This window comes from Pedobacter sp. UBA4863 (assembly GCF_002399615.1).
Classification (GTDB): Bacteria; Bacteroidota; Bacteroidia; order Sphingobacteriales; family Sphingobacteriaceae; genus Pedobacter.
Genome location: NZ_DHDZ01000029.1, coordinates 24686 through 38726, shown reverse-complemented (window position 1 = coordinate 38726; position 14041 = coordinate 24686). Strand labels below are relative to the sequence as shown.

Below are 14041 nucleotides of genomic sequence, written 5' to 3'. Positions count from 1 at the left end.
CTTTAATACAAGCACTCTAAAATCAATATTTAATTGGAATTATTTGTATGTTTGAATCTATGTTGCGCATTTACTTGTCTATTCTTTTAGCACTCTACTGCTTCAGTGTTGTTGGTCAAACTACTTATGGTAACGATTGGATTAATACCAATCAATCGTATTATAAAATCAAGGTGAGCCAAAAAGGGATATATAGATTAAATTACGCTGCATTAAATCAACAAATACCTTCGCTAAGCAGCATTAATCCAAAGAATTTCCAATTATTCAAAAATGGAAAAGAGGTTGCCATTTATGTACCTGGAGAAAGCGACAATACATTTGACAATACCGATTATATAGAATTTTATGGAGAACCAAATGATGGTACATTAGATAAAGAACTCTACGTATCGGCAACAGCGCAGCCGCATAATTATTATAGTTTATTTACCGATACTGCCGCCTATTTCCTTACTTTCAGCGCTACAACAGCTGGCAAACGTATTCAAAACTTCCAAGCTCCAAAAACCGGATTAACTGCTGAAAACTACATTATTCAAGAAAGTTTAGGGGTATATCCGGAAGCTTTTTATCAAGGCAGGTACATAACAGCACACATGAGCTTATCCGACTACCAAGAAGGAGAAGGGTTCTTGGGAAATATGTACGGCAAAGGTCAGAGTCAAACAAGAACGCTAACTACACCAAATTTATATACTGGCACAGGCGCTTTAGGAATTAAACTCGAAACCTATGTAGCCGGGCGATCGGACTCAGACACTCCGCAACCAAACAGAATAAATCACCATTTACGGATCAGTTTAAATAACGGCACCAATACATTTATTAAAAAAGATACGCTATTTTCTGCATACGCTATTTATAAAACTTCTTTTTCTGTATTACCAACCGAGCTTGGCACAAATACCAACATTATTTACGAATCTGTAGATGATTTAAACTTAGGAGTTAATGGGACAGATTACCAAGCTGTTGCTTATGTTAAAATTATTTACCCCCGAACACTTGATTTACAAAGTAGTGGAAATATTCACTTTTCTTTAAGTGGCAACAACCAAAATCGCTATCTAAACTTTAGCAACAATAACAAAAGCCAACCAATAATATGGGACAATACTTCTAATCAGAGAATTTTAGGTGAAATTAACGGCTCAAACGCCGAATTTGTATTGTCTGCCAATAATGAAAATCGTAACTTCTTTTTATATGACGGAGCCTCTTTTAACTCTCCTTCGTTAACAAAAGTTGAGATGATAAATTTCGCACCTAGTACATTTGACAAAAACTTCATCATAGTTACCCATAAAAAGCTATTAGCTAGTGCTCAAAATTATGCGGCTTATAGAAATCAAGGTAATTATAAATCATTTTTAATTACCACAGAACAACTATACGACCAATTTTATTATGGTATTCACCATCCTTTTGCAATTAGAAATTTCGCTAAGTACCTACTGCAATTTGCTGCAACAAAGCCTCAATATCTTCTACTTTTAGGCAAAGGAATGGAAAACAACCTGATCAGGGGTACTGGAGGGATAAATGAAGATTTAGTACCTACATACGGCTCTCCCCCATCTGATGATTTACTTACTGCCCGTATTAACAATACAAGTTTAGCACCTGCTATTGCTACAGGTAGAGTTGGTGCAAAAACAAACGAGGAAGTTGAAATTTACTTAGCAAAGTTGAAACGTTACGAGCTTTATGAAAATGCGCTTTGGCGTAAAAAATTCATCCATATCAGCGGCGGCGGCACTCTCTCCGAAAACTTATCATGGGCTGCATACCAAGCCAACATGTACAACATGGCGAAAGCAGATCCTTTTGGTGCAGATACTGTAAATTTCAACAAAAATGTCACCGTGCCGGTAAGCGTAAACCAGAAACAGCAAATTATTAGTGAAATTAACAAAGGCGCAGCTTTGCTCTCTTTTTTAGGGCATGGCGCTCATCAAGCTACAGAAATTGATTTTGGATTACCACAAGAACTTAACAATAGCAATACTCTTTTAACTTACCTAGTTAATGGCTGTACGACCGGAAATACGTATATCGTTGCTCCCTCCTTAGGAGAAAAACATATTTTCTATCCTGAACGTGGCGCTATTGGCTGGATTGGAACCTCTAGTGAAGGAATAGCTAGTTACCTTTCGAGCTTTAGTGCCACTTTCTATCAAAAAGCATTTACCGCTAATTACGGTGTATCTATAGCTGAAGCGCTAAAGCTGGCTAAAGCTCAGTATCAAAACCATAACGATGTGTATAACGTAATGCATACTACCCAATATACATTTCAAGGAGATCCTGCGGTAAAATTTTATACTCCAGAAAAACCAGATCTTGCTATCGAAAACCAAGATATATTTATATCGCCTGCTAATGTTACTGCCACTAGTCCTTCTTTTTCGCTAGCTATGGTAGCCAAAAATATAGGGAAAGCCGTTAACCAACCAATTAAGGTAGCAGTTACACGCACGCTACCTAATAATTCTGTTGTTTCATACCCTGTGCAAACCTTTACTAAACCCGTTTACTATGCAGATACGCTTGTTTTTAATATAGAAACAAATGACCTTAATGCCGGCGGAATGAACAAGTTTACAGTGACCTTAGATCCCCAAAACGAATTTGACGAAATTTCTAAAAGCAACAATACCGCTACACTCGAGTATTTTATGGCTTCTAATGGTTTAAACACTATATACCCAAAAAAATACGCAATAGTTTCACAAACAGATATCGAACTCGTTGCTCAATCAAATGACTTATTTATTAAGGATGCAAACTGCATTTTTGAAATAGATACAGTAAAAACTTTCGATAGTCCTTGGCGAAAAAGCACTAACTTAATCTCCAACTTTACCCCTAAATGGCGACCAAATTTGTTAACTAATGATAATCAGGTTTACTATTGGCGTGTTCGCCTAAACGTAGATATTGATAAAGGTGGAGCTTGGCAAGAAAGTACGTTTACTTACATTAAAAATAGTCCGGAAGGTTGGAATCAATCACATTATCAGCAGTATCAAAATGGCACTTTAAATAGTTTAGAGTTTAATAATAATGCTAAAAAATTAGAATTTGCAAAAACAGCATTTTATACCGTTGTACAAACCCGAGGAGACGACGGCCCGACTACTGAGGAAAGACGCTATAGAGCTAATCCGGGTGGTGCTTTAGGTTTTAGATGGGACGGTTTTACAGGCTTCACTATTTTAGCATTAAACCCCACTACCATGCGACCGTTAAATCTTCCTTCTCAATTCAACTACAAAAATCAAGATAACCCTGGGGCACCTCTTTATTATTCTGGACAATTTTATTTTGATATTAATAATCCATTAGAAGTAGATAGCTTAATTGAATATATTGACAAAATACCTACTGGATATCACGTAATTGGGTACAATGGTTATGGCATTAATCTTTCTACCCTATCCCAAGCAGCTAAAGATGCGTTTTTAAAAGTTGGCGTTGTTAATATTGGGAATGTTGGAAACGGAGAACCTTACATGTTTTGGGGAGAAAAAGGAATGCCCGCTGGGCAAGCTATTGAAAAAACTGCAGATTTAGGCAGTAGCGTTCTTCCAAGAGAGCAAGTAATTAGATTTGATAAAACCTACCCCTATCCACTAACTCAAGGAAACTACATTACAACGCAAGCTGGTCCTGCTAAGCAGTGGAAAAGTGTTCATTATGAAGTTAAAACAGAAACAAACGATCAGGTTACCTTCGATTTAATAGGCTACAATAAAACGGGTGCTATGCAAGTTTTACAAACTAACTTGCCGACAGACAACCTAGATTTAAGCACCTACGATGCCAAAACATATCCAAAAATGGCCATTAAGGCAAACTTTAAAGATAATATAGATAGAACTCCGCCCCAATTCATAAAATGGAAGTTTTTATATGATGAATATTCCGAGGCTTCGATAAACCCAGAGATAAAATATTCCTTTTATAAAGATTTGATAAACGAAGGAGACTCTATAAAACATGAGATTGCTTGGCAAAACATCTCCAACAAACCATCCGACTCGGTAAACGTTTATTACACAATAACAAAAGCAGACAGAAGTACTATTAGAGAAAAAGTTACGAAAATTGAAGAACTGCTACCTAACCAAAGCAGCAACATTAAAATAAAACTTCCCACAATTGGACTTACAGGAAACAATTCACTTAGAGTTGAATTTATGCCAATTAATGAACTTGACAGTTATTCTTTCAATAATTACGTACAACATCCTTTTACCGTTATTAAAGATACCAAAGAACCTATCATAGACGTTTCTTTCGATGGAAAACATATTATGAACGGCGAAATCGTTTCTCCACAGCCTAATATTTCAGTCAATATTACCGATGAAAATTTATACCGATTAATGAATGACACTACCCAACTTAGCATATACATAAAAAATACTACGGGCAACTATAAAAGAATTGCCTACACTTCTGGGTTATTAACCTTTACCCCTGCTAGCTCCGTTGCAAACAATAAAGCAAATGTTAATTATAAACCTGAAAAACTGCAAGACGGCATATACACCCTAATGGTTGAAGGCAGAGACGCCACAGGCAATATCAATAACACCACCAACTACACCATAGATTTTGAGGTCATCAACGAATCTGCAATTACGCACTTTTATCCTTACCCAAATCCGTTTACCACGGCTATGAAGTTTGTTTTTACCCTAACGGGAGATAAAATTCCTGATAAGATAAAAGTACAGATCATGACCGTTACAGGTAAAATTGTTAAAGAAGTGTTTAAGGAAGAGCTGGGCAATATCAGAATTGGCAATAACATCTCTGACTTTACTTGGGACGGAACAGATATGTATGGAGATCGTTTGGCAAAGGGTGTTTATTTTTACAAAGTGATCGTCGAGAACAACGATAAATCGGAAATTAAACATAGAAGAACAGCAACCGATAATTTCTTTAAACAAAATACGGGAAAAATATACCTGATGAAATAATGTGTGGGATTACTGGCTTTATTGACTATAAAAATCTAATCAGTGAAACGGATTTATTGAACGCCTCGGCCACACTACGACACAGGGGTGGCAATGGCTATGACCACATATACGAAAAGCATGATAAGTATAGTATAGGTTTAGCAAATGAAAGGTTAGCCACTATTGCCCCGTCTCAAGATGGGCAGCAGCCATTTACATCGCTTTGCGGAAACTATACGCTTACCTTTAATGGCACTATATACAACTATCTTGATTTAAGGACTACACTTATTAAATACGGCGTTACCTTTAAAACATTATCAGATACAGAAGTTTTATTAGAATGTTATAAAAAATGGGGAAATCAACTATTTGAAAAAATAGATGGCGCTTTTTCTTTCGCCCTATTAGACAGAAAACAAAACCAACTCTTTTTGGCTAGAGATACCATGGGGGTAAAACCTTTGTATTTTTATAAAGACAATCGTTTTTTTGCATTCTCATCTGAGTTAAAAGGCTTGTTGCAATACCCGATAGAAAAAAGAACAAATACTAACGCCTTAGAAAAGTATTTGCGTCACGGCTATATTACAGGAGAGGACACCATCTTTGAAAATATATGGAATTTCAAAAAACAACATTATTTAATTCTAGATTTAAATAGTGGTAATTACCTGCAAGCTAAGTTCGAAAATAAATCAGTTGTCCCATTTACAGATACCGACAGCGAAAAACAAATTATCGACCAGCTTGATGAAGTACTTACCGAATCTATACTTAGAAGAAATGTAGCCGACGTAAATATAGGTGTAATGCTAAGTGGTGGATATGACAGCGCAACAGTTGCCGCCATACTACAAAAAAAACAAACAAAAAAGGTGAAAACTTTTACGCTAGGCTTTACCGACAAAAGAATTAATGAAGCTCCAGATGCCAAAATTATTGCCCAATATCTTAATACAAGTCACAGCGAATACTATATAGACGATAAGGGAGCTATAAGTACGTTAGAAAGTTTACCAAAAATTTTTGATGAACCTATGGGCGATAGTGGCGCCATTCCCTTAGCTTTTCTAGTTAAACAAATTTCTTATGAAGATATAAATGTGTTGCTAGGTGCCGAAGGCGGTGATGAACTCTTTGCCGGTTATAAAAACTATCAAAGAGCGATTTGGCTTTATCAAAAATCTAATAAACTTCCCCAAGCTGCAAAAAAGCTTGTTATTAACTTTTCTAAAAGTAGAAAAAACAAGCTTAAAGAAATATTCTCTGCTGAAAATCTTTTAGACACCTATGAATCGTTGACTTCATTTTTTTCATTCGACGAAATAAGTATATTGCTAAACAGGGATATAACCATTTATAAGTCTAACGACTATAGGAACAACATAAAATCTCTTTTAGAATTCGATTTAAACAATTATTTACCTAACGATTTATTAGTAAAAACAGATCGTATCACCATGCACTATGGTATCGATAATCGTGACGCATTATTAAAAACCGAACTTGTAGATTTATTGAGCACAATACCTGCTAAATGGTTACTAAAAGATGGTAAACTAAAGTATCTTTTAAAAAATATAACACATAGGTATATCCCTAAAAAGCTAATGGACAGACCCAAAAAAGGTTTTGGTATTCCGTTAACAGCGTGGATGAATACCATATACAAACCTTATTTAGAAGAATATTTATCGCCAGAACAGTTAGACAAACATCGTTTCTTTAATATAATAGAAGTATATAAGTTAAAAAATAGATTTTATGCTAATCCGAATGGTAACGATGCCAGAAAACTTTGGTTATTATTACAGTTTCAGATGTGGTATAAAGAATACTTTAAGTAAAGCGCTTCAGTATCAATTTAGCTAAACTTTTAATTTTATCGACACCATTGTCAATGTAAACTTTCCTTTTGTTGTAACGTACTAAAAAATGCGGTTTTAAATCTGTTTTAAACCTAGATTTAAAAGACGCAATATTCTTCATATCGGCTCCTAATAAATCAACATACGAATACCCATCTTCTTTTAATTGCGTAAAAAAGAAATCATGCAATAAAGAATGTACATCATCCTTATTTATACGAGACGTTTTGTTTAACAACAAAGTATATGCTATCTTAAATTTTTCATCCAACAAAATCAGATTAGAAGCTATTAATTCATCGTCCTTATAACAATTAAAACTTTCTAGATACCCCTGCCCAGATAACGCCATCATTAACTTTCCAATATTAGCTATCTTACGCTTACCGTACACTTTCAAGTCTGAAAACAATTGTAGATTAACGTTTAAGCTTTCTCCATTCATTTTTTCTCTAACACAGGTATAACCCAGCTTCTTTACCTTTCTAATATTTTTTTCGGTCACGCTATGGTAATCTAGCTTATCTAATTTTTTTATATAAGTATAATAGTTTGTTATGGAAAACTTATTCCATAAGAAAGGTCTTATATCTAAAACATCAATAGGAAGTTTAATTTCTATAGTATCATACTGTTTAACTAATGCAGAAATAAATTCATATAAATACTGGCAATATTGGGTATCGCTTAAATTATTTTCTATCCAAAAAGCCGAATAAAAAAAATGAGATGGGTGTCGAATTTGTTCACCTTTTGTATAGGCGATGAAACTAATAATGGCTTTATTGTTAGCTTGATAAATAAAATACACAGGATCTAACGAGGTGAGATTACGAAGAACGTCTATAAAAGCACTTTCTTCATTTATGTTAAGATCTCTATTCTTTAGTATCGCTTCTTGCCACTCTTCTCTTTGTAAAATTCTGAGCATATACTGATAAAAGTACGTTAAATTGTATTTCTTGGCAACAAAAAAGCGATGAAATTTCTTCCACCGCCTACACAAATCAACATTATCTTAAACTAATTCTGCATTACATAGCTAATTGGCATATTGTACCTTACCCTTACTGGCAAGTTGTTTTGCATGCCTGCTTTCCAACGTGGTGATTTTTTAATTACCCTCATAGCCTCTTCATCGCAACCGTAGCCAATGCCACGAGTAACTTTTACATCGGTAATGGTACCATCTTTTTCTACCACGAAACTAACAAATACCTTCCCCCCTATACCTTCTTCTTGCGCCATGCTTGGATATCTTAAGTTTCTTTGAATATATTTAGCCCAGGCTTCCATGCCACCTGGAAATTCTGGACTATGTTCTACCGAAGCGGTATGGTGTACTTCTTCTCCATTTCCACCTGCTCCTACACCAATCCCTAAGCCTGTTCCAGAAGCTTCAGTACCCAATTCGGCATTACCATTTTTACTTAAAGCTCCAACTTGTGTAGTACTGGCAATTACAGCATCTTTCAGCTCATCTGTTGTTGGCGGATGGTGCATTACCAAATCATCTTTTACTACTTTAATATTATCTGTCATACCTACAGTTTTGGTTTTTGGAGCAATAGCTTTCGGTACTTCAACCTCTCGTTTAGCTTCTAACTCCCTTGGTTTTTGTGTCTTCGGTAGTTCACGAATAAAATTATCAATGGTTACACCTTTATTTATAACAGGATCATTCACTATGGCATCTTTTCCTTTAAGAGCGGCAATAATTGAAGGCCCTAAAAAAGCACTTACAAATAATGGTGCAGCAATTAAGAAAGCCTTTAACATCGTACTAGAAGATTGCCTTCTTAATTGGTAAGCACCATACTTTTGGTTTCTGTTTGCAAACACGAGAGCGAGCCACTCGCCACCGTATAAATTTGATGAATTATTTAACATAGCTATTAGGTTTTTTAGCTATGATGGCAAACTATTTAAGAATCCATAAATAATAAACAAGAAATTTTAATGCAATTGCCTACCGTTTCAAAACCTTTTTTTCAATCGCAAACCACGAAAAAAAACCAAAAATTACACATAGGCCTAATGATAATGCAAATTGATAAGGTTTTGTATTTAAATGTAAGTGAAAAAATAAATTAATAATGGGCATCTGATAGATATAAATTCCATAGGAGATATCATTACCCTTCAATATTTTACCAGATAAGCTAGGTCTAGTGTTCGCTATAGAAAAAACCACCGCAACAAGTAAAACCAACATTATAAAACTCAAACCATTAAATACATATCGATAATACATTATTTGAAAGTGGTCTAAAACAAATCCAAAGCTTATAAAAATAAATATCCAGAGTAGTGCTTTTCCTTTAAATATTTTGATAAAAAAAGTTCTATTTAAATAGACCAAAGCTCCCGCTATAAAAAAATATAAATACGATAGCACAAACACGAAAGACAATTTATATGCTAAGCTATCAGGATGTAAATATTTGTTAAAAAGATAATTGTATAATGCAGATATAATGAAACAGATTATAAGAATTGTATTTCGCTTCCATTTATCTATCTTTTTTAATAAGAAATACCATAAAATAGCTACAAATAAATAAAATTGAAGTTCTACAGATATGGTCCATAAAGCACCATTAGGTGGCGAAAAACCAAAATCCCTTACAATCTCGGGATTATAAAACTGAAAGATGGTAAGTTGTGCGACAATCCATTTTCCAAAATCAAAAGTTAAAACTTCCTTAAAACTTAAACTATTAAAGTATACCAGTAACAATATTGTAAGAAAAAAACAAATAATTAATGCTGGATATATCCTTTTAAATCTCTTTTCAATAAATAACTTAAGAGAATTTCTTTCTAAGGATTGAAAAATCAAATACCCAGAAATTATAAAAAACACATTTACACCTGGAAAATTCCAAATAAAACGCTCTAAGAGCTTAGCACTATCATTGTCCAAAAATTGAAAAAAAGCTAAATGATGAAGTAAAAGGACTTGCAATGCAGCAATTAACCTTATTAAGTCAAAGTTATTTCTATGATCTCTTACATCTTTCACGGGATGAAGATAATCATCCAAGACATATTATGAAAATCATCATTTCACCCATATCATCAAAAAATCTATAAAATTATTATTAGGCGTACAAACAAATCAAAAACAACAAAAATCATATGAAAATTTAAAAATATAGAGCTGAAAAATATTTTCTATCACTTTTTTTATAAAATTTTCACAAAAAATCACAAAAAACTATATTTTTGAGAAAAATTTTAATCAAATAAATGAAAAGCTTAAGAACCATAGCACTAAAAGAAGCTCTAAACAGAAAAACACCTGAAATTAAAACGTCATCTACAAAAATTTCAGAATTTTATGGACTAAACGTTTTCGATAAAAAGAAAATGAAAGAATATCTTTCTAAAGATGTCTTTGAAAAGCTCATTTCCTCAATAAACCAAGGCGAATTAATTAACCATGACGATGCAAATCAGATTGCAACAGCCATGAAATCTTGGGCAATGAGCAAAGGTGTAACTCACTATACCCATTGGTTTCAACCTTTAACTGGCTCTACTGCCGAAAAACACGATTCTTTTTTTGAACCAAGTGGCGATGGTGCCATTGAGAAATTCGCAGGTAGTGCATTGGTACAACAAGAACCTGATGCTTCTAGCTTTCCTAACGGAGGTATTCGCAATACTTTCGAAGCTCGTGGCTATACGGCCTGGGATCCATCATCACCAGCTTTTATTATAGAGCACACCGCCGGAAAAACACTTTGTATTCCAACAGTATTTGTTGCTTACACAGGCGAAGCGCTAGACTATAAAGCTCCTTTATTAAAAGCATTATCTGCTTTAGATAAAGCTGCTGTAGATGTTTGTCAATATTTCGACAAGAGCATCTCTAAAGTAAATGTTTCATTGGGAATTGAACAAGAATACTTTTTGGTAGATCTAGCACTATTTAATGCTCGTCCAGATTTAGTAATGACGGGTCGTGCCTTATTTGGACATATGTCTGCAAAAGGGCAGCAACTAGAAGATCACTACTTTGGTTCTATCCCAGAACGTGTATTCGCTTATATGGTTGATTTCGAGAACGAGGCTATTAGATTAGGTATCCCTTTAAAAACTCGCCACAACGAAGTTGCTCCTTCTCAATTTGAGTGCGCTCCTATTTACGAAGAAATTAACTTAGCAATAGACCACAACCAATTGTTGATGGACGTTATGGAAAAAATTGCTCGTCGCCACAACTTTAAGGTACTGTTACACGAAAAACCATATGCTGGCATTAACGGCTCTGGTAAACATAACAACTGGTCATTAATTACCGATACAGGCAAGAACTTGTTAGCACCGGGAAAAACTCCTAAAAATAACTTAATGTTCTTAACCTTCTTTGTAAATACCATTAAAGCGGTTCACGAACATGCAGATTTATTAAGAGCAAGTATTGCATCGGTAAGCAACGACCACCGTTTAGGCGCTAATGAAGCTCCACCAGCAATCATTTCTATATTTTTAGGGCAACAATTAGACGAAATTCTGGATGAAATTGAACATTCTCGTTTAAGCAAAAAGCTAAAAGAAGACAACTCACTTTGGTTGGGCATCCCTAAAATCCCTCAAATTTTATTAGACAATACAGACCGTAACCGTACTTCTCCGTTTGCATTTACCGGCAACAAATTCGAGTTAAGAGCTGTAGGTTCTACCGCAAATTCTTCGGCACCAATGACAGTACTAAACGCAATTGTTGCAGATCAGTTAATTAAATTTAAGGTTGATGTAGATAAGCTGATTAAAAAAGGCGAAAAGAAAGACGTGGCTTTAATGACTGTAATTAAACGTTACATCAAAGAATCTAAAGCAATTCGTTTTGAAGGCAATGGTTATAGCGATGAATGGGCTGTTGAGGCAGAAAAACGTGGCTTATCCAACATTAAAACAACTCCAAAAGCTCTTGATGCCTACATTAGTGAAAAAACCATCGAACTTTTCTCTAAAAACAACGTATTTAACAAACGTGAATTACATGCTCGCCACGAAATTTTGCTAGAAAATTTCTACAAAAAGCTTCAAATAGAAGCTCGTGTGTTTGGCGATATGGCTAACAGCCAAATTATCCCTGCAGTTATTGCATATCAAAATTCTTTAATTGAAAATGCAAAGGGCTTAAAAGAACTAGGCTTAAGCAAAGAAGCCTTAGCTACGCCGTTAGCTATTATAGAGAAAATTTCTACGCACTTAACCATTGTAAAAACAAGCGTAGATAACATGCTAGAAGAGCGTAAGAAAGTTAACAAAATTGAAGACAGCAGAGAAAAAGCAATTGCTTATGACGAGAAAGTGAAAGTTTATTTTGATGCTATCCGTTATCACGTAGATAAATTAGAGCAAATTGTTGACGATAGCATTTGGCCACTACCAAAATTTAGAGAACTATTATTCTTAAAATAAATAACATTTCTTTTATTTATAAGACTGTTTACAGAAGTAAATTAAGGCGCAAGATTATTTTTGCGCCTTTTTGTTTTATAAGCCCCAACAAATTACAAGTACTTTGATATAGCCAGAATTACAACATACAGCAAAGCTCCATTACCTAAAGCCATTCCTAAAAAGTTCTTTAAACCGAACTACCATTGTTAGTTTCCATAATCTTCTCTAACAAATGTGCTAAGTTTACCGTGGCAAACGAAGAACAATAATCGGATAACCCATAGGGAATAATTAGCTCATCGTTATGAATAATAGAACCGCAAGAATATAGTACATTGGGTACATAACCCTCCCTTTCATCGGGGTTTGGCATTAACAAAGGCTCGTGCAGCCTGCCAATTTCTATGGACGGATTATGCAAATCCAACAAACTGGCCCCCAAGCAATACCTGCGCATTGGCCCAACACCGTGAGTAATAATTAGCCAGCCCATGGCTGTTTCTATTGGCGAGCCACAGTTACCAATTTGAATATATTCCCAAGGGTAAAGCGGTGCCTGCAACTTTATAGGCTGCTCCCAAACTGTAACCCTATCTGAATACATTAAGTAATTGTTCCAACCATCAATACGCGACATCATTGCATATTTGCCGTTAATTTTCTTTGGAAACAGCGCCAAGTTTTTGTTCTGTGCTCCTTTCCCATGCAAGGGGCTAACTTTGAAATCGTAAAAATCTGTAGTTTGCATCAACTTAGGAATGATAAACGAACCGTCGAACGCCGTGTAGGTAGCATAGTAAATAACACTACCATCATCTTTGGTAAAACGAACAAATCGGGCATCCTCAATTCCTTTACGTTCAAACTCCGAAATAGGGAATATTACGCGGTCTGATATATCGGTATCTTTAGAAAAACAAATTTCATGATAAGTATCAGACAACCAAAGTATTCTATCGTAATCTAGTTTTTCATCATCATTTTTTTTCTCTTTGACACCAAGCAGAAACTTTCTTAACTGTCCATAATCAAATTTATCCCCCAAATGCTCGTTTATGGCAGCAATTACTTCCATAGCAACACCAGCATCCGAAGCTTTTTTAAGGAACAATCTTTTGTTATAGATGGCATTTTTCACCACCTCGGCCTCGTCTATATAATTACCTGACGGCAGCACATGAATATTGTTATGGCAATCTATCAATGCTCTCCTAAAAACTACCGATGAGATATGCCCTTCTCCCACAGCCCTAAAACTAATAATCACACGCTTTTCGCCTTCTACCAAGTTAGATTGATCTGGATCTTCTACAATCGAGGGGTTAAAAAATGCCGCCGACTCTATAGAATACTCGTGGGTAAAATAAGATCCAATAAGGTATTTAGTAAATTCATCAAGGGCTTTATAATCAATTCCCATCTCCTCTATTAACCATTGTGTTTTTTTGCAATGTTTTAAAAACACTTTGGTAATATTTCTATGTCGTTTAGAAAACTCTTGCAACAAAGGCGATACAATACCAAAAATTTCCTCTTTAGTGAGTTTCATTATTTGCGCAATTAGCTCTCTAGCTCGCTCATCGCCATTATAAAAAAATCTGGCTATTACCCTTTTCGGATCTGGATATACCTTTACAGGTTTTCTGCTTACTGTAATCCTCATTTTAAATTGGTTTAAAATAAATAACAACTTTTAAAGCCGCTATGTTTTAAACGAGCCTAAAACATATCAAACTAAAAATTAAATCAACTGTTAATTAGACAAAACATTGT

7 protein-coding genes are annotated in these 14041 nt (G+C 34.8%); 3 read left to right on the top strand and 4 right to left on the bottom strand.

What is annotated here, in order from left to right; genetic code table 11:
- Window positions 1-47 precede the first annotated feature (47 nt).
- Window positions 48-4997, top strand: a complete 4950-nt coding sequence (locus B3I52_RS05570; RefSeq protein WP_293299448.1) for a C25 family cysteine peptidase — start codon at window positions 48-50, stop codon at window positions 4995-4997.
- Entirely contained in the window at window positions 4997-6829 is a 1833-nt protein-coding gene (gene asnB / locus B3I52_RS05565) for an asparagine synthase (glutamine-hydrolyzing) (protein ID WP_293299447.1), read from the top strand. The genes B3I52_RS05570 and asnB overlap by 1 nt, the downstream gene beginning before the upstream one ends.
- Here asnB and B3I52_RS05560 read toward each other — a convergent pair.
- From B3I52_RS05560 to B3I52_RS05550, 3 genes are all read right to left on the bottom strand, one after another.
- Complete coding sequence (locus tag B3I52_RS05560) at window positions 6822-7781, bottom strand: hypothetical protein (protein WP_293299446.1); 960 nt, start codon at window positions 7779-7781, stop codon at window positions 6822-6824. The genes asnB and B3I52_RS05560 overlap by 8 nt on opposite strands.
- Window positions 7782-7873: 92 nt before the next feature.
- On the bottom strand, window positions 7874-8740 hold the full coding sequence (locus B3I52_RS05555) for an energy transducer TonB (RefSeq protein WP_293299445.1): 867 nt from the start codon (window positions 8738-8740) through the stop codon (window positions 7874-7876).
- A gap of 79 nt (window positions 8741-8819) precedes the next feature.
- Window positions 8820-9896: an acyltransferase family protein gene (locus B3I52_RS05550; RefSeq protein WP_293299444.1), complete on the bottom strand. Its 1077-nt coding sequence runs from the start codon at window positions 9894-9896 to the stop codon at window positions 8820-8822.
- A gap of 206 nt (window positions 9897-10102) precedes the next feature.
- Here B3I52_RS05550 and B3I52_RS05545 point away from each other — a divergent pair, with 206 nt between their 5' ends.
- Window positions 10103-12286: a glutamine synthetase III gene (locus B3I52_RS05545; RefSeq protein ID WP_293299443.1), complete on the top strand. Its 2184-nt coding sequence runs from the start codon at window positions 10103-10105 to the stop codon at window positions 12284-12286.
- A gap of 169 nt (window positions 12287-12455) precedes the next feature.
- On the opposite strand, the gene B3I52_RS05540 is transcribed toward B3I52_RS05545, so the two are convergent.
- Window positions 12456-13931 carry a glycoside hydrolase family 130 protein gene (locus B3I52_RS05540; protein WP_293299442.1) on the bottom strand — a complete coding sequence of 492 codons (1476 nt, stop codon included), beginning with the start codon at window positions 13929-13931 and terminating at the stop codon, window positions 12456-12458.
- Window positions 13932-14041: the final 110 nt, after the last annotated feature.

What these genes read in the sequence shown, in the direction of transcription:
- B3I52_RS05570 (WP_293299448.1), top strand. Translation starts at nt 48, where the DNA reads ATGTTTGAATCTATGTTGCGCATTTACTTGTCTATTCTTTTAGCACTC.
- asnB (WP_293299447.1), top strand. Translation starts at nt 4,997, where the DNA reads ATGTGTGGGATTACTGGCTTTATTGACTATAAAAATCTAATCAGTGAA.
- B3I52_RS05560 (WP_293299446.1), bottom strand. Translation starts at nt 7,781, where the DNA reads ATGCTCAGAATTTTACAAAGAGAAGAGTGGCAAGAAGCGATACTAAAG.
- B3I52_RS05555 (WP_293299445.1), bottom strand. Translation starts at nt 8,740, where the DNA reads ATGTTAAATAATTCATCAAATTTATACGGTGGCGAGTGGCTCGCTCTC.
- B3I52_RS05545 (WP_293299443.1), top strand. Translation starts at nt 10,103, where the DNA reads ATGAAAAGCTTAAGAACCATAGCACTAAAAGAAGCTCTAAACAGAAAA.
- B3I52_RS05540 (WP_293299442.1), bottom strand. Translation starts at nt 13,931, where the DNA reads ATGAGGATTACAGTAAGCAGAAAACCTGTAAAGGTATATCCAGATCCG.